Genomic DNA, 15,969 nt, shown 5'->3' with positions numbered 1-15,969 from the left:
GTAATTGGCCTCAGAAGACAACCTGGGCGGCGCCAAGGGAAAGTGCCAATGGCGCCGCATCGTGCCGACTGGCGCAATTGCTGTGGCTCGCAGCCGCTCAGGCTGCGAGCCATACACCCGAGCGTATCCAGCCATGACCTCCTTCTCTTTCCGCGCCCGCCGCCTGTGGCTCGCCACAGGCTTTGGCCTGGCACTCTCCGCCTGCGCCCCGATGATCGCGACCACCCCGGCAACGGTGGAGCTCATGCAGCCAGCCGCCACGGCCAAGCGCGTCCAGCTTCTGGCGCCGGCGCAGGTCAAGCTCGACACCGGCTATTCCCGAGACCTCGCTGCCAGGTCGACCTGGTCGCAGGTCGGGCGCCTCCCGCAAGGCGATGTCTACCGCCCCATCGGCACCATTCTCACAATCGAGGGCCGCCATGTTCACGAGGCCTACCTGGTCGTCCGCAACAAGACGCTGGTGGGCTTCTATCTGCCTGGGGAGCAGAACTACTCCCCGCTAACGACAGCAGTACCTTTGAACTTGGGAGAATCGGAATGAAACGGGTTGCGCGCATGCTGATCGCCGGACTGGCGGTGTCATCGCTGCTGGCGGGATGCGCTTCGGGCGTGAAGCACGCCGAGATGGCGGCATCGATGCCCACGCTGAAGCCGGGCGAGGGTCGGATTTATTTCCTGCGTTCGGCGTCGATGTTCGGGGCGGCCATCCAGCCGGATATCCGCCTGAATAGCCAGGTCGTTGGCGAATCCAAGCCCGGCGGTTTCTTCTTCGTGGACCGCACGGCTGGCAAGTATGTCGCGGCGGCCTCGACCGAAACCGAGAAGACACTCAGCTTCGTGCTGGATGCCGGCGAGACCAAGTACGTGCGCAGCTCGCCGTCGCTGGGGCTGATGGTGGGCCGCGTGGTGCTGGAGCTGGAAACGCCGGAGAAGGCGAAGGAAGAGCTGGCGTCGCTGAGCTACACGGGGGACCAGGTGAAGACTGCGGCGAAGTAAGCGGATTGATTCAGCCGCGTTGCAGGCTGAGTCGCGTTGACGACGCCGGTGCGTCGTCAATTGACGCATCGGAATTCCGCATGGCTTGCGGCTCAGCGCGGGCCTATCAACGTAGGCGGGGCACCTCCTCGTGATGTTGGCAAAGCAGGGTTGCGCCACCCTTTTCATTGTAGTAACGTAACTACATTGAAGTTGCTAGGAGGGTCATCATGACGATCACAACCCTATCGAGCCGAGAACTCAATCAGGACGTGACAAAAGCCAAGAAGGCGACGAAGGACGGTCCGGTCTTCATCACGGACCGCGGCAAACCGGCGCATGTGCTGTTGAGCTTCGAGGAATATCAGAGGCTCACCCAGCAGCGTCGCAATATTGCAGATGCACTCGCGATGCCCGGCATTGAGGACATCGAGTTCAATCCGCCACGTGCCAACATCAAATTCCGGCCCGCTGATCTCACATGATGTTCGTGCTCGATACCAATGTCGTTTCCGAACTGCGCAAGGTCCGAGCCGGTAAGGCTGATGCAAACGTTGCAGCGTGGTCTGCCAGCGTTGATGCAGCTTGGCTCTTTGTGTCGGCGGTCACCATCATGGAACTGGAAACCGGTGTCTTGCAAATCGAGCGGCGGGATGCCCGCCAAGGTGCGCTGCTGCGGGCGTGGCTGGACCACCATGTATTGCCCGAATTCGCAGGCCGCGTTTTGCCCATTGATACCGCCGTGGCCCTGCGTTGCGCTCGGCTGCACGTACCAGACCGGCAATCGGAGCGGGATGCGTTGATTGCCGCAACAGCAATCGTGCATGGAATGACCGTCGTTACACAAAATGTCGCCGACTTCATGGCAACTGGCGTGAGCGTCCTGAACCCTTGGGACGCCTGATCGTGAGCCGCCGTCTTTTCCCAAGGAGCTTCCCGACGTCACAGTCATCAAGCCGGGAAGCCATCCCCGTTAAGACGCAGGCAGCTCATCCGCCAACACACTCTCCAGCTGCGCCTTCACCAGCCCCAACAAGCAAAATGCACTAAAGCAGCCCTCGAATTGCACACTCTGCTGTTCCAGCAGGGTAAGCACACCATCCATACCAGCCGAGACTGACTGAAGGCTGTACCGCGCCGTGGATAGATCGATTTCCGACTAGGACCTCCTATCGTTGAGTGAAGGTCCGCCGCACGACGTTAGGGAAGGGCGGCGGGCCTGACGACGAGGGTGGAAACCGGTGCCACAGCCATTGCCGGTCAGCCTTGCGGCTGCCTCATCCGGCCCGCCATAGATGGCTTGCCCGTATAGGCAAGAACGGTCGTCAGGGACGACCGTCCGGCTGCTGACATTCGGGTTTCCACACCCGGTCACCGTTGTGTGCGATGACCGTGTCAGTCTCACGCGTCAGAGCCAACAACTCGATAAGACACTTCGCATTCCTACACGGACGCCGCATCCTGCCCGAGCCACGCCCGCCAGCAAATAGCCAAACGCCTAAACCACTCGCCTCAATCCACCAGCGTCGCCAATGCCTCCCGCGCCTCCCGGCGCAGCTTCTCCAGATCCAGCCCCACGATCGCGCCATCACGCACCACGTGCCGCCCGCGCACCAGCACATCCCGCACCGGCGTAGGCTCGCCAGCCGCCACAGGCGCAGTGCCGATGTCATGGAAGCCATGGAACCGCAGCCCGCTGACGTCATAGATCGCCAGGTCGGCAGACTGCCCTGGCGCGAGCGTGCCGATACCCGGCAGCCCCAGCACCTGCGCACCGCCTGCGGTACCCCAGTGGATGACTTCCTCCACGCGGGTTTGCGCGGCCCCGCCCAGCGCCCGGTGCACCAGCCACGCGAAATTGGCCTCATGCACCATGCTGCCCGATTCATTGGACGCCACTCCATCCACGCCCAGTGAAATCGGCACGCCCGCATCGGCCATCGCGCGCACTGGCGCAATGCCGCTGCCGAGCCGCGCATTGCTGACGGGGCAGTGCGCCATGCCGGTGTTGGTTACGGCGAGCATTCGGATCTCTTCGGGATTCACGGTGACCAGGTGCGCGAACCAGACGTCCGGCCCCAGCCAGTCGTGGTCGGCCACGAACTGCACCGGCGTGCACTGGTACTTCTCGCGGCAGAACTTCACGTAGTTGTCGGTCTCCGACAGGTGCGAATGCAGCCGCAGGTCCATGCCGCGCCCGAAGGCGGCCAGCTCGCGCAGCAGTGCGGGGGGCAGCGAAAAGGTTGGCGTCGTTGGTGCGACCACTACGCGGCGCAGGCCATCGGCCGAAGCGTCGTGATAGCGCGCCTTCAGTCGCTCGATATCGGCCAGCATCTCGTCCAGCGTCTCGGGCACCAGCGCGGTGGCGCGCATACCCGGATGATCGGAGGCTGACTGGATGGCGCCGCCGCGGCACAGCACCAGGCGCATGCCAAGCTCTTCCGCTACCTCGAACAGCACGTCCCCGGTCTCCGCCCCATTGCCGTGGTGATACAGGTAGTGGTGATCGGCGCAGGTGGTGGTGCCGGACAGCAGCAGTTCGGCCATGCCCAGTCGCACGGCGGTACGAAAGATCTCCGGCGTGAAGCGCGCCAGGCGCGGGTAGGCGACGGAGGCCAGCCATTGTTCCAGCCCCACGTTCATGCCGCTGGGCACGGCCTTGAGCAGGTTCTGGAACAGGTGGTGGTGGGTGTTGACCCAGCCCGGGTAGACCACGCAACCGGTGGCGTCCAGCACAGTTTCGTCGCCCTGGCGCAGCAGGCCTGCACCGATCTCGGCGATGCGGCCGTCGCGGATGCGGATGTCGGCGGCGCCCGCTCGCGCGGCATTGCCGGTGCGGCCGGTCATCACGGCGGCGGCGTTGCGGATCAGAAGGCCGCCGGCGGGCGCGGCGCTGGTGGCGTTGGTGTTCTGCACCATGTTTCAGACCCCTTGGACGTTGTCGGCACTGGCGGGCAGCTCGTCGGCTTCACGGGCGGGCACGCCGTTGAGAATCAGGTTGAGCAGCACAGAGACCACGCAGGCGATGATCACGCTGCTGTGGACAAAGGGCTGCAGGAAGCCGGGCAGCTTCTCCAGCATGCCGGGCAGCATCACGGGCATCATCGCGCAGCCGAGCGTGATGGAGACGATGGAGAGGTTGTTGGGATTGCGGTCGTATTCGACCTCTCCCAGCGTCTTGATGCCGGCGGCCACGACTACGCCGAACATGACCATGGTTGCACCGCCCAGCGCCGCGGCCGGGATCGAGGCAAACAGGGCGCCGATCTTGGGCACCAGCGCTACGGCGCACAGCATCGCGCCGCAGGTGGCCACTACCCAGCGGCTGCGCACCCCGGTGACGATGACCAGGCCCACGTTCTCCATGAAGGCGATATACGGGAACGCCGCGAACATGCCGCCGATGGCGCTGGCCAGGCCGTTGGCACGCAGGCCGCGGGTGGCATCGCGCTCGGTCAGGGGGCGCTTGACGATATCGCCGACGGCGATGAACAGGCCCATCGATTCCACCATCTGCACCACCATCACGATCACCATGGTGGTGATGGCGCCCACGTTGAAGGTGGGCATGCCGAAGGCAAACGGCGTCACCATGGTGAACCACGGTGCGCGCGCGACTTCGTCGAAGCTGCCCATGCCCAGCATCCACGCCACCGCGCCGCCGACCAGCAGGCCGATCACGACGGACAGGTTGCGGATCAGCTCGCCGCCGTGCCGGTTGATGAACAGGATCAGCGCCACCACGCCGAAGGCAACGATGAAAAAAATGGGGGCGCCGAAATCCGACGCCCCCCTTCCGCCTCCAAACCAGTGAAACGAAACCGGGAACAGCGACAGGCCCACCGCGGTGATGGTGCAACCGCTAACCACCGGCGGGAAGAAGCGCTTGAGCTTGCCAATGATCGGCGCAAGGAACATCGCGATTACGCCCGCGGCGATGATGGCGCCGCAGACGCCGTTGAAGCCCAGCGACGGATCGGCGCCAATGGCGATGACGGGGCCCACTGAACTGAATGCAACGCCCTGCATCAGCGGCAGGCGCACGCCGAACTTCCAGAAGCCGACGGTCTGCAGCAGGGTGGCGATGCCGGAGGTGAACAGCGCGGTGCTGATCAGCATGGTGGTCTGCGCCGGCGTCATCTTGAGTGCGCCGGCCACGATCATCGGCACGGCGATGGCACCGAGATAACTGACCAGCATGTGCTGGAAGCCGAGCGTCGCCATGGCGCGTGCCGGCAGGACCTGGTCGACGGGGTGAACCGCTGCTTGCATGATGTTGTCTCCTGCCGCGTGCTGGGGGAAAGTGCGCCATGCCGGCGGCGGCTGGCCCGGTCTGTTGGTTGCCGGGCTCGGTCCGTCACGGTGCCATGCGCGGCGCATGGCCGACGCATGCCTTGCACAGTAGTGATGCACGGCATGCCGTCATAGCGCTATTGCGAAGGCCCTGGCACCGGGCCGCAATCGCGCTTGCAAAATGCGCGCCCGGGGCATCAGGGGTTTCCCTTGGGTTGCGTGAGGGCGGGGGTGGTCATAGGATGGATGCGCTTCTTCATTGCTATCCGAATGCGCCGGAAGCGAAGACGTATTCCCGGCGCTTTCCACCATTTTCCCAACGCCATGTCACCCACCGCAGGATGGTCTGCTGCTGCCTCCCGCTCGCCAGTCAGCCGCGGCGGTGACCTCGACCGCATCCAGTCTCTGTCCGGCCGCGTGTTCGGTCCCACGCGGCTGCGCGCGACGGAGGCCGATGCGGCGCTCGATGCCCGTATCGACACCAGCACCATCGGCCGGCTGACGCTGGTCACCATTGCCTACAACCAGGCAGTGCAGATCGAGCCGCAGCCGAACAAGGATGAGTTCGTGATCCAGACCGTGCTGGCGGGTACGTGCCGCGTGGAGACCCCGCGCGGTGCGATGCTGATGCCGCCGGGTGCGACCTTTGTGTTCTCGCCCACCGTGCCGGCCACGTTGTCGCTGGACCCTGGCTGCGAGCGCTTCAGCGTGGTGATCCGCCGGCAGCTGATCGACGAGGCGTTCCGCCAGCAGTTCAGCTTCGAGCCGCCGGTGCCGATTGAATTCGACATGCAGCCGGTGGCGGACGATGGCCGCGCCGCGCGCTGGCAGGCGCTGGTGAGCTACCTGCGCGCGGAAACGCGGGTGCGGCGCGAAGGCAGCGGCGTGCCGGCGGTGGACGGCAGCATCGAGCGCATCGTGCTGTCGACACTGCTGCTCGACCGCTTTGCCGCGGACGGCAATATGCTGCCGCGCCGGTTCGAGGCGGTGCTGCCTGACTATGTGCGCAATGCCATCGCCTACCTGCGCGCCAATCTTGAACAGCCGCTGACGCTGGAGCAGATCGCCGCACATTGCGGCGTATCGGCGCGCACCTTGCAACTGGGTTTTCGCAAGAGCAAGAACACCACGCCGATGGAGTACCTGCGTCTGCTGCGCCTGCATGGCGCACGCGCCGATCTGCAACGGGCGCGGCAACAGAAGGGGATGGTCAGCGCGATTGCGTTGCGGCACGGCTTTACGCACCTGAGCCTGTTCTCGCGCGAGTACCGGCGCGAGTTTGGCGAGCTGCCGTCGCAGACCTTGCGGGCGGCAGCGCAGCAGGGGGGCTGACGGCGAGCCGGCCCCCTGTTGCTCAGGACCTTCAGCACTCAGATCGTGCCCGCCGCCGCCAGTGCCTCGATCTCTGCCTCGTTCATGCCGAGCGACTTCAGGACAGAAGCAGAGTGCTCGCCGACTGCCGGAACATTCCCCATGGAAGCCGGTACGCCCGACAGCGTAGCCGGCGGCAGAAGTGCCTGGATGGCGCCACCCGGCGTCTGGACTTCCCGCCAGCGATTGCGTGCGGCAAATTGCGCGTGCTGCCAAACATCATGCATGTCGTTCAGGGGCGAGTTGGCAATGCCCCCGCGATCGAGACGTTTGACCAGCTGTTCCCCGGTCATGGAGCGGAGATGACTGGCGATCTCCTGGTCCAGCGCCGCGCGATTGGCGACGCGTTGGAGATTGGAGTTAAAGCGGTCATCTGCCGCCAGGGCCGGGTCCTCCAGCACCTCGGAGCAGAACCGCTGCCATTCCCGTTCGTTCTGCAGCCCGAAGATGACGCTGGCCCCATCGCCGGTCTGGTACTGGCCATAGGGGGCGATACCCGGATGCGCAACGCCGTTGCGTGCCGGCGGCGTGCCGCCATAGTGAGCAAAGTTCAGGGGATATGACATCCATTCGCTCAACGCCTCGAGCATGGTGACTTCAACCCGGAGGCCGGCGCCAGTCCGTGCGCGTTGCAGCAAGGCGGACAGGATGCCGGTATAGGCGTACATGCCAGCGGCAATGTCCGCGATGGAAATGCCGGTGCGCGACGGCGCAGCTTCCGTACCGCTTACCGAGATCAGGCCCGCAGCGGCCTGGATCAACAGGTCATAAGCCTTCTTGTCGCGGTATGGCCCGCTGTCACCATACCCTGAGATATCGCAGACGATCAGCTCAGGATAGTCAGCATGCAATGACTCGAAGTCCAGTCCCATGCGTTGGGAGGCTCCCGGCGCCAGGTTCTGGATGAACACGTCCGCTTCGGCGAGCAGCTTGTGCACGATCGCCTTGGCCTCGGGCTTCTTGAGATCCAGCGTGAGGCTTTCCTTGCCGCGATTTGCCCAGACAAAGAACGACGACTGGCCGTGCACGGAATGGTCATAGTCGCGGGCGAAATCGCCAACGAGCGGGCGTTCCACCTTGATGACGCGGGCGCCGAGATCGGCGAGCTGGCGGCTGGCGAAGGGCGCCGCTACAGCGTGCTCAAGCGCCAGAACGGTGATGCCATCAAGGGGGCGTAGGCTGGGTTTCATGGAGGGAGAATGAAGGGGCCTGGCGGCACACGGGCCGGACGACAAAGTATAGGAATGGTCCTCTTCCCCCGAACAGTCGAGAATTCCTAAGGCGGCTTCGAAGTCTTCGAAACTGGCCGCATGCCTGCCCTTAGGGCGCAGCGTCCGGTGCGCCCCATTCGGCGACATACCGGATAAAGTCCCGCGTATAGGCCGGGAGCGCCTTCTGGCTCCGCACGACAATCCGCTGCTCGCGCCGGGCCCATGGCTCATCCAGGGTGACCCCTTCCACCACCCCTTGCTCAATCAGGGGGCCCGCTACGGAACGTGGCACGAGGGAGATGCCGGCGCCTTCCTGTACGCAACGCATGGCCGCGGCAAAGTCGGGTGCATGCACGCGAACGCGTGGCTTGATGCCGGCACGCGCGGCCATGTCATTGAGGAAGAGGAAATTGCTGCTCTTGCTGCCGACGGATACCAGGTCGTAAGCCAATGCCTGTGCAAGGGACATCTTGTCGAGCAGCCCGGACGGGTGGCGTGCCGGAACCACGAACATCAACTCATCGACGCCATATCGAATGAACTCCAGGCCCCGCATATCGATCGCGCCGGCCACCAGTCCGACGTCCGCCCGGTCCTCGATCACTGCCCGCACGCTGTCCTCGCTGAGGTGCTCCTCCAGGTCGACATTGACGTTCGGGTACGCCGCCAGGAACCGGCTAAGCGCCGCGGGCAGGCTGGCCATGGTGCTGCTGTTCGCGTAGACACGGATATGCCCTTCAATGCCGTCGGTATGGCGCCGCATGTCCGACTGCAAGCGTTCGACGTTCTCCATGATCGCCTCGGCATAGTGCTGTACCGTCTCGCCCGCCGGCGTCAGGGCCATGCCCTTCTGCGTCCTGTTGAACAACGGGACGCCCATCGCCTGTTCGAGGTTCTTGAGGCGGTAGCTGGCCGAAGGCGCCGTCAAATGCATATCTGACGCTCCTGCCGTCACGCTCTTGGCCTGCGCAATGGCGAGGAATACTCGCAGATCGGTGAGTTCGAAACGCACGCTTGTCTCCGTTGCCCGACAGTTCCTGGGGATGTTTAGAGGAATTCTAACGACACCCCAGGAGCTTTCGACTGGTGTCCTTGCAGGGTCCGATTCTATATTTCGGCTCGTCACGGCAGCTACCGCTGTGCTATGCGAGAAATAATCGGAGACCAACATGACTATATTCTTCCGCAGGATCGCCAGCGCGCTGGGCAGCGCCGCGACACTCCTGGCCTGGGCGTCCCCGTCAGTGGCGCAGACAGACTACCCGGTGCGGCCTGTCCGACTCATCGTTCCGTACCCCGCTGGCGGGCCGACGGACACCTTCGCCCGATCGCTGGCTGCAAGCTGGGGCCGCAAGCTGAACACCTCGGTGGTTGTCGAGAACAAGTCGGGGGCCGGCACGATAGTCGGCACCGAGCTCGCGGCGAAAGCGGCACCGGACGGCTATACGTTGCTGCTGACCACTGTCGCGCATGCCGTGAACCCAAGCATTCACGCCAGCCTGCCGTATCGCACGATCGAGGACTTTGCGCCAGTCGGGCTGGCGGCTCGTGCGCCGCTGGTGCTGGTCGTGAACAAGGGCGTCCCGGCGAAAACACTGCCGGAATTCTTCGCTTATCTGAAGTCGCGTCCCGGCCAGGTCAACTATGGCTCAGCCGGAGTTGGCAGTGCCCCGCATCTCGCCGGGGAACTGCTGAACTACACGGCAGGAACGAAAGCGGTCCACGTCCCATATCGGGGGAGCGCGCCTGCCATGGCCGATCTTATCGGTGGCCATGTCGAATTCATGATCGACAGCGCACCGACAGGGCTGGCGCAGGTGCGCGCGGGAACGGTGCGATTGCTGGGAACGTCGATGGGAAAACGCCTGCCGCAGACCAGGGAGACGCCGGCGATTGCGGAAGCCGTGTCAGGCTATGAGGCGTACACCTGGAACGCGGTATTCGTGCCAGCCCGAACACCGTCGGCAGTTGTCCAGAAGCTGGTCTCGACACTTGGCGATGCACTCAGCGATCCCGCCCTGCAAAGCAAAGCCTTCGAACTCGGATTGCAGCTGGAGACGCAGCCTACACCAGCGGGGCTCGACCAGTTCCTGCGCGCGGAACTGGAGAAGTGGAAGCGGGTGGCCGTCGCCACGAATATGAAAGCCGACTGAGCGAAACCCGCGCAGGCCAGCGCCGGAACCAACCATCAGGAATACGGAGAAGCCATGAACGCCTATCAACTTTGTCCGCAACGCTACTTTGAGGATTTCGAACTCGGAGAGCACTTCAACCTGCCGTCCCGCACCATGACCGACGCGCTGTTCGCGGCGTTCCAGCTGGCAAGCGGGGACAACCATCCGGTTCACTACGACGTCGAGTACTGCCGTGCTCTCGGCATGCCGCACATGCTGGCGCACGGCTTCCAGGTCGTGATCCAGACTGCCGCGGGGGCGGGCCTGTTTCCCCATATGGTCGAGGAGTCCCTGAAGGGCTTTATCGAGCAGAGCAGCCGCTTCCTCGCGCCTGTCTATGTCGGCGATACGTTGTACTGCCGCCTCACCGTCACCGAGCTGGTTCCCGGTCGTACGACCGGCGTGCTGGCGATGCGGTCGGAGGTGCGAAACCAGAACGACGTCTGCGTCATGGAGGGTACGCAAAGGTACTTGCTGCGCAAGCGTGTGCCGGGCAGCAGCGGGGACTGACGGGAGGTCAGCCTCCGCTGCCGGTCAGGACCGTCAGGCTGCCTGGGCCACGGGCAGGCAGACCCTCAGCAGCGTCTGCAAGCGCAGCTTGTCGAGGTGCCGGCCGATAAATACGAACTTGCTTTGCGCGGCCTCCGCGCCCCACGCATCGGCGGGATGAAAATCCATCAGCCGGTGCACGGCTTGCAGCACGTAGCGGCGGTCATCGCCCTCCACGGCCACGATCCCCTTCATCCGGAACACATCGTCCCCTTGCGCCGCGAGCAGTGCCTTCAGGCCGTGCTCCAGGCGCTGGCGGTCGAACGGCTGGTCGAACACCAGCGATACGGACGTCACCGACGGATCGTGGCGGTGGCCGTGCGCGTCGTCATCGTGCACGTGGTCGCAATGCTCGTCGCACACGTGGTCGTGATGGTCGTGGTCGTGCGCATGTTCGTGGTGGTCAGCGTGCGCGTCCGCCTGGATCGTGCCCGTGGTAAAGCCGCCGATGCCGAGGATCTTGCCGAGGTCCACCTGCGCAAAGTTTGAGCGCAGGATCTGCGCACCCTCATTCAGGCGGTGGATGCGTGCCTCCAGCCTGTCTAGCTGCGCGGCGTTCACCAGGTCGGTCTTGTTGAGGATCACGCGGTCGGCCGCCACGATCTGGTCGACGGCCTGGTTGTCGAAGCCGGTCAGTTGGGGATCATCGAGGTGGCTCTCGATATGCACCGCGTCCACCAGCGTCAGGATGCCGTCGAGCGTGACCTGCTTGGCGACTTCGTTGTCCATGAAGAAGGTGGCCGCCACCGGCGTGGGATCGGCCAGGCCGCTGGTCTCGACCAGGATATGGTCGAAGCGCTCGGGCTGCTCCAGCAGCTTCTGCAGGATGCGCACGAGGTCGGTGCGCACATCGACCACGCAGCAGATGCAGCCGTTGGTCATCTGGTAGATCTCTTCGTCGGAGGTCATCACCAGGTCGGAATCGACATCGACCTCGCCGAACTCGTTCTCGATCACGGCGATGCGGTGGCCATGCTTCTGCGTCAGGATGTGGTTGAGCAGCGTCGTCTTGCCCGAGCCGAGGAAGCCGGTAAGGATGGTGACCGGGACGGGCGGTTGTTGTGCGACGGCAGGTGCGTTCATGTTGTCTCCTGATTGGGTACTGCGTTCCCCGCTATCGCGGGGCGAAAGTTCTCTAGTTCTCTTCAGGCGGTAGCCACGTTGGGGCGCAAGCCTTGCCAGCGTTCCACCAGCCCGTCGTGCGGCACGTCGAACAGGTCCAGCACGCGCCCCACGGTGTGGTTGACGATGTCGTCCACTGACTGCGGATGTGTGTAGAAGGCCGGCACCGGCGGCACCACGATGGCGCCCATCTCGGTCACCGTGGTCATGTTGCGCAGGTGCACCAGGTGGAAGGGCGTCTCGCGCGCCAGCAGCACCAGCCGGCGGCGCTCCTTGAGCATCACGTCGGCGGCGCGGGTGACGAGGTTGTCGGCAAGCCCGGTGGCGATGGCGGCCAGCGTGCGCATGGAGCACGGCGCCACTACCATGCCGTCGCAGCGGAACGAGCCGCTGGCGATGGTGGCGCCGATGTCGCGCACGTTGTGCACCACGTCGGCCATGGCTTCGAGCTGCGGGCGCTGCAATCCCAGTTCATGGTGCGCGGTCAGCAGGCCGGACGGCGAGCAGACCAGGTGGGTCTCCCAGCCGTCCAGTGCCGACAGTGCCTGCAGCACGCGCACGCCGTACACCGCGCCGCTGGCGCCGGTAATGGCCACCACCAGGCGTTGCTTGCGGGTCATGGGGTGGCGCCTTCCTTCGCTGCCTTCTCAGCCAGTGCCTGCAGCACTTGCTCCGGCTTGATCGGGTAGTGCCGGAAGCGCACGCCGATGGCATCGAACACCGCATTGGCAATCGCCGGCCCGATCGCGACGATCGGGTCCTCGCCCACCCCCTTGGCGCCGAACGGGCCGCCGGGGTCGGGGGCCGCTTCCAGGATCACCGTGTGGATGGGTGGCATGTCCATCGCCAGCGGCATCTTGTAGTCGACGAAGTTGGCGTTGAGCGAGCGCCCGGTGCGCATATCGATCTGGTAGTCCTCATACAGCGTATGGCCGATGCCTTGCTGGATGCCGCCTTCGATCTGCCCTGCGGCAGCCACCGGGTGGATCACCTTGCCGACGTCATGCACAGGCAACACCTGCTGCACGGTGATGAAGCCGGTTTCGGTATCGACCGCCACCTCGACAAAATGCGCGGCGAATGAATACGACTTGGTCGGGTGATAGGTGGCGGTGCCCACCAGCTGCGCGGCGGGGATGCCCTTGCGCGGCATCACGGCCTCGCGCACGGTCAGGGTCGGGCCGTCGCGGTCGCGCACGGCGATCACGCCGGCGGTCAGTGTCAGGGCCTCGGGCTCGCATTCCATCAGCTTGGCCGCGCGATCGAACAGCTGGCGCTTGATCTCGCCCGCCGCCATCTGCGCGGCCTTGCCGACCATATAGGTGGTGTGGCTGGCAAAGGCGCCGATGTCCCAGGGCACCACGTCGGTATCGCCGTGCACGACCGCCACCGCTTCGAACGGCAGGGTCAGTTCTTCTGCAACGATCTGGGCGAGGGCGGTATGCGCACCGGTACCCAGCCCGGCCGCGCCGGTCAGCAGCACCACGGTGCCATCCTCATTCATCTTGATGATGGCGTTGCCCTGCTCCTTGATGCCGGGATAGGCGCTGCTGCCGTGCATTTCGCAGCCCAGGCCCCAGCCGGTGCGGATCGGGCCGTTGGTGTCGCGCGGGCGCCGGCGTAGCGCGGGCCAGTCGACCAGTTCCATGCCTTTCTCGATGCAGGCCTCCAGGCCGTGCCCGATCAGCGGATGGTTGGACGGCGCAATGTCGCCTTCGCGCACGGCGTTCTTCAGCTTCAGCCCGGCGGGGTCCAGGCCCAGGTGCTCGGCGGCCTCGTCCATCTGCACGTCGAGCGCGTAATAGGTCTGGACCACGCCATAGCCGCGGAAGGCGCCGGCGATGGGGCTGTTGGTGTAGACGCAGCGGCCTTCGAGCAACACGTTGTCGCAGCGGTACAGCGAGACCATGGCGGCGGTGCCGACATTGGTCACACCCGGGCCATGCGAGCCATAGGCGCCGGAGTTGAACACCACTTTGGCCTGGCGCGCGGTGATGGTGCCGTCGTTGCGGAAGCCTTGCTTGAGCCAGATCTTCGCCGGATGGCGCGTGCGCCCGCCGAGGAAGGTTTCCTCGCGCGTGTATTCCATGCGCACCGGGCGGCGCGTCTCGCGCGCCAGCAGCGCGCACAGGAACTCCTGCTGGAACAGGTCCTGCTTGGCGCCGAAGCCGCCGCCCATGTGGTCGACCAGCACGCGCACCTTGTGCAGCGGCAGGCCCAGCACCTCGGCCATGATGCCGCGCACCATGAAGGCGGTCTGGGTGGAGATCCACACCGTCAGGTTGCCGTTGCCGTCCCAGCTGGTGGTGCAGACGTTGGGCTCCATGTAGGCGGGGGTGGGGCGGCCGCCTTCGTAGATGCCTTCGAGGATGAAGTCCGCCTCGGCAAAGCCCGCTTCGACGTCGCCGCGCTTGATGATCACCGGCGGCAGCACCAGGTTGCCGCCGGGTTCGCGGTCGTGGATGCGCGGGGCGTCAGAGCGCTCGGCGTCCTCGGTGGTGAAGACGGCGGGCAGCGTTTCGTACTCGACTTCGATCAGCTCGACCGCGCGCTCGGCGATCTCTTCGCTGATGGCGGCCACCGCGGCGACGCCTTCGCCCCAGTAGCGCACCTTGTCGTCCAGGATGTACTGGTCGCAGGTCACCGAGGCGGAGCGCGGGTGGGGCGAGCCGGCGTGCAGCACGCGCGGCACGTTCTCATGGGTCAGCACGGCTTTGACGCCTGGCAATGCCAGCGCACGCGAGGTGTCGATGCGGTGGATTTTCGCGTGCGCGAGGTTGCAGCGCTTCATCTTGCCGAACAGCAGGCCGGGGAAGGGCATGTCGGCAACGTATCTGGCGTTGCCGGTGACCTTGTCGAGCAGGTCGGTGCGCTTGACGCTGTGTCCGATCACGGCGTGGGTCATCATGCCTCCTCGCTGGCGCGGGCCTTGCAGCCCGCGAATTCCATGGCCTCGGCGGTCCTCTCGATGGCCTCGATGATCTTGGTGTAGCCGGTGCAGCGGCAGATATTGCCGGCAATGGCAAAGCGGATTTCGTCGCGCGTGGGACGCGGGTTCTCGTCCAGCAGCGCCTTGGCCATCACCACGAAGCCCGGCGTGCAGAAGCCGCACTGCGCGGCGCCGCACTGCATGAACTGCTCCTGGATCGGGTGCACGGTGTCGGGCGCGGGCTGCACGCCTTCGATGGTGGTGATGTGGCAGCCGTGCGCTTCGGGCGCCAGCACCAGGCAGGAATTCATCGGCTGGCCGTCGATGATGACGGTGCATGAACCGCATTCGCCCACGTCGCAGCCCTTCTTGGTGCCGGTCAGGCAGGCGTCGTTGCGCAGGGCGTCGAGCAGCGTGCCGTGCGGTTCCACCGCCAGTTCGCGCGGTTCGCCGTTGATGACGAGTTCGATTATCTTTCGCATGTTGCGGCCTCCAGGGCTTGTTCCAGGGCGCGGCGGGTCAGCACGCTGACCATCTGCCGCCGGTAGGCTTCGCTGGCGCGCACGTCGCTGATGGGGCGCGCTTCGCCCATGGCGGCGTGCGCGGCCTGCAGGACCAGGGCGTCCGTCACGCGCTGGCCGCGCAGCACCTGCTCGGCACGCATGGCGCGTACCGGGGTGGGGCCGACCGCTGCCAGCACGATGCCGACCTCGGCGCAATGGCCGTTCTCGACTGTCAGCGATACCGCCACGCCGACAGTGGCCAGTTCCATCTGCACGCGGCGGCCATGCTTGAGGTAGACCTTGCCGGTGTGGGGGCGCGGCGCCGGCACGGTGATGCGGGTGACGATCTCGTCCGGCGCGATGGCGGTCTTGCCGACGCCGGTGACGAAGTCCTCGACGCGCAGCTCGCGCGAGCCTGACAGGCCATACAGGTGTACCGAAGCACCGTCCGCCACCAGCGGCGCGATCGAATCGGCCGACGGTGACGCGCGGCAGACGTTGCCCACCACGGTGGCGCGATGGCGCACCTGGATCGAGGCGAAGTCCGTCACGGCTTTCGCCAGGCTGGCGTAATGGCGCTGCACGAAGCCCGAGGTCTCCACCGCGCGCGTGGTCACCAGCGCGCCGATGCGCAGGCCGTTGACGGGGTCGAACGTCAGCACGTCCATGCCCGGGATCTTCTTGATATTGATCACCTGCTCGGGCTTGCGCACGGACTCCTTGATCTGGACCAGCAGGTCCGTGCCGCCGGCCAGCACGCTGGCCTTGCCGCCGCACCGGTGCAGCATGGCCGAGGCTTCCGCCAGCGTTGCCGGTTCGAAATATTCAAACGCTCTCATTGC

The 15,969-nt window shown here is 65.2% G+C and carries 16 protein-coding genes; 7 read left to right on the top strand and 9 right to left on the bottom strand.

Features of this window, described 5'->3' with window-relative positions; translation table 11 throughout:
- Window positions 1-133: 133 nt before the first annotated feature.
- The 4 genes from C265_RS07310 to C265_RS07295 all read left to right on the top strand — a co-directional run bounded on the left by C265_RS07310 (window position 134) and on the right by C265_RS07295 (window position 1,879).
- Window positions 134-541: a hypothetical protein gene (locus C265_RS07310; protein ID WP_010812294.1), complete on the top strand. Its 408-nt coding sequence runs from the start codon at window positions 134-136 to the stop codon at window positions 539-541.
- Entirely contained in the window at window positions 538-996 is a 459-nt protein-coding gene (locus C265_RS07305) for a DUF2846 domain-containing protein (RefSeq protein WP_010812293.1), read from the top strand. Before C265_RS07310 ends, C265_RS07305 begins: the two co-directional genes overlap by 4 nt.
- Before the next feature lie 209 nt (window positions 997-1,205).
- On the top strand, window positions 1,206-1,460 hold the full coding sequence (locus C265_RS07300; protein WP_010812292.1) for a type II toxin-antitoxin system Phd/YefM family antitoxin: 255 nt from the start codon (window positions 1,206-1,208) through the stop codon (window positions 1,458-1,460).
- Window positions 1,457-1,879: a type II toxin-antitoxin system VapC family toxin gene (locus C265_RS07295; protein WP_010812291.1), complete on the top strand. Its 423-nt coding sequence runs from the start codon at window positions 1,457-1,459 to the stop codon at window positions 1,877-1,879. The genes C265_RS07300 and C265_RS07295 overlap by 4 nt, the downstream gene beginning before the upstream one ends.
- A 608-nt stretch (window positions 1,880-2,487) precedes the next feature.
- Here the strand turns inward: C265_RS07295 and C265_RS07285 are convergent.
- Both C265_RS07285 and C265_RS07280 read right to left on the bottom strand, forming a co-directional pair.
- Window positions 2,488-3,894 carry an amidohydrolase family protein gene (locus C265_RS07285; protein WP_010812289.1) on the bottom strand — a complete coding sequence of 469 codons (1,407 nt, stop codon included), beginning with the start codon at window positions 3,892-3,894 and terminating at the stop codon, window positions 2,488-2,490.
- Between the two features lie 3 nt (window positions 3,895-3,897).
- Entirely contained in the window at window positions 3,898-5,247 is a 1,350-nt protein-coding gene (locus tag C265_RS07280; protein ID WP_010812288.1) for a nucleobase:cation symporter-2 family protein, read from the bottom strand.
- Window positions 5,248-5,592: 345 nt separating this feature from the next.
- Here C265_RS07280 and C265_RS07275 point away from each other — a divergent pair, with 345 nt between their 5' ends.
- Window positions 5,593-6,600, top strand: coding sequence for an AraC family transcriptional regulator (locus tag C265_RS07275; protein ID WP_037023832.1), 1,008 nt, complete (start codon window positions 5,593-5,595; stop codon window positions 6,598-6,600).
- A 38-nt stretch (window positions 6,601-6,638) separates the two neighbouring features.
- Here C265_RS07275 and C265_RS07270 read toward each other — a convergent pair whose 3' ends face one another.
- Together C265_RS07270 and C265_RS07265 are read right to left on the bottom strand one after the other, a co-directional pair.
- Entirely contained in the window at window positions 6,639-7,829 is a 1,191-nt protein-coding gene (locus C265_RS07270; protein ID WP_052181602.1) for a CaiB/BaiF CoA-transferase family protein, read from the bottom strand.
- A gap of 130 nt (window positions 7,830-7,959) precedes the next feature.
- Complete coding sequence (locus C265_RS07265; RefSeq protein WP_011616132.1) at window positions 7,960-8,862, bottom strand: LysR family transcriptional regulator; 903 nt, start codon at window positions 8,860-8,862, stop codon at window positions 7,960-7,962.
- 157 nt (window positions 8,863-9,019) lie between these two features.
- On the opposite strand from C265_RS07265, the gene C265_RS07260 reads away from it, so the two are divergent.
- Entirely contained in the window at window positions 9,020-10,003 is a 984-nt protein-coding gene (locus tag C265_RS07260) for a tripartite tricarboxylate transporter substrate binding protein (RefSeq protein WP_010812284.1), read from the top strand.
- A 54-nt stretch (window positions 10,004-10,057) separates the two neighbouring features.
- Entirely contained in the window at window positions 10,058-10,534 is a 477-nt protein-coding gene (locus C265_RS07255) for a MaoC family dehydratase (protein ID WP_010812283.1), read from the top strand.
- Window positions 10,535-10,567: 33 nt separating this feature from the next.
- On the opposite strand, the gene C265_RS07250 is transcribed toward C265_RS07255, so the two are convergent.
- The 5 genes from C265_RS07250 to C265_RS07230 form a co-directional block, all read right to left on the bottom strand.
- Window positions 10,568-11,656, bottom strand: coding sequence for a GTP-binding protein (locus C265_RS07250; protein WP_010812282.1), 1,089 nt, complete (start codon window positions 11,654-11,656; stop codon window positions 10,568-10,570).
- Window positions 11,657-11,718: 62 nt separating this feature from the next.
- Window positions 11,719-12,315, bottom strand: coding sequence for a UbiX family flavin prenyltransferase (locus C265_RS07245; RefSeq protein ID WP_010812281.1), 597 nt, complete (start codon window positions 12,313-12,315; stop codon window positions 11,719-11,721).
- Window positions 12,312-14,600, bottom strand: a complete 2,289-nt coding sequence (locus C265_RS07240) for a xanthine dehydrogenase family protein molybdopterin-binding subunit (protein WP_010812280.1) — start codon at window positions 14,598-14,600, stop codon at window positions 12,312-12,314. Before C265_RS07240 ends, C265_RS07245 begins: the two co-directional genes overlap by 4 nt.
- Complete coding sequence (locus tag C265_RS07235; RefSeq protein ID WP_010812279.1) at window positions 14,600-15,106, bottom strand: (2Fe-2S)-binding protein; 507 nt, start codon at window positions 15,104-15,106, stop codon at window positions 14,600-14,602. Before C265_RS07235 ends, C265_RS07240 begins: the two co-directional genes overlap by 1 nt.
- Complete coding sequence (locus C265_RS07230; protein ID WP_010812278.1) at window positions 15,094-15,966, bottom strand: xanthine dehydrogenase family protein subunit M; 873 nt, start codon at window positions 15,964-15,966, stop codon at window positions 15,094-15,096. Before C265_RS07230 ends, C265_RS07235 begins: the two co-directional genes overlap by 13 nt.
- Window positions 15,967-15,969 lie beyond the last annotated feature (3 nt).

It is taken from the genome of Cupriavidus sp. GA3-3 (assembly GCF_000389805.1).
GTDB lineage: Bacteria > Pseudomonadota > Gammaproteobacteria > Burkholderiales > Burkholderiaceae > Cupriavidus > Cupriavidus necator_D.
Note: the sequence above shows the minus strand (reverse complement) of the source record. Positions and strands in the feature narration are given on the sequence as shown.

What these genes read in the sequence shown, in the direction of transcription:
- C265_RS07275 (WP_037023832.1), top strand. Translation starts at nt 5,593, where the DNA reads ATGTCACCCACCGCAGGATGGTCTGCTGCTGCCTCCCGCTCGCCAGTC.
- C265_RS07240 (WP_010812280.1), bottom strand. Translation starts at nt 14,600, where the DNA reads ATGACCCACGCCGTGATCGGACACAGCGTCAAGCGCACCGACCTGCTC.
- C265_RS07295 (WP_010812291.1), top strand. Translation starts at nt 1,457, where the DNA reads ATGATGTTCGTGCTCGATACCAATGTCGTTTCCGAACTGCGCAAGGTC.
- C265_RS07255 (WP_010812283.1), top strand. Translation starts at nt 10,058, where the DNA reads ATGAACGCCTATCAACTTTGTCCGCAACGCTACTTTGAGGATTTCGAA.
- C265_RS07300 (WP_010812292.1), top strand. Translation starts at nt 1,206, where the DNA reads ATGACGATCACAACCCTATCGAGCCGAGAACTCAATCAGGACGTGACA.
- C265_RS07310 (WP_010812294.1), top strand. Translation starts at nt 134, where the DNA reads ATGACCTCCTTCTCTTTCCGCGCCCGCCGCCTGTGGCTCGCCACAGGC.
- C265_RS07260 (WP_010812284.1), top strand. Translation starts at nt 9,020, where the DNA reads ATGACTATATTCTTCCGCAGGATCGCCAGCGCGCTGGGCAGCGCCGCG.
- C265_RS07280 (WP_010812288.1), bottom strand. Translation starts at nt 5,247, where the DNA reads ATGCAAGCAGCGGTTCACCCCGTCGACCAGGTCCTGCCGGCACGCGCC.
- C265_RS07245 (WP_010812281.1), bottom strand. Translation starts at nt 12,315, where the DNA reads ATGACCCGCAAGCAACGCCTGGTGGTGGCCATTACCGGCGCCAGCGGC.
- C265_RS07235 (WP_010812279.1), bottom strand. Translation starts at nt 15,106, where the DNA reads ATGCGAAAGATAATCGAACTCGTCATCAACGGCGAACCGCGCGAACTG.
- C265_RS07285 (WP_010812289.1), bottom strand. Translation starts at nt 3,894, where the DNA reads ATGGTGCAGAACACCAACGCCACCAGCGCCGCGCCCGCCGGCGGCCTT.
- C265_RS07230 (WP_010812278.1), bottom strand. Translation starts at nt 15,966, where the DNA reads ATGAGAGCGTTTGAATATTTCGAACCGGCAACGCTGGCGGAAGCCTCG.
- C265_RS07305 (WP_010812293.1), top strand. Translation starts at nt 538, where the DNA reads ATGAAACGGGTTGCGCGCATGCTGATCGCCGGACTGGCGGTGTCATCG.
- C265_RS07270 (WP_052181602.1), bottom strand. Translation starts at nt 7,829, where the DNA reads ATGAAACCCAGCCTACGCCCCCTTGATGGCATCACCGTTCTGGCGCTT.
- C265_RS07250 (WP_010812282.1), bottom strand. Translation starts at nt 11,656, where the DNA reads ATGAACGCACCTGCCGTCGCACAACAACCGCCCGTCCCGGTCACCATC.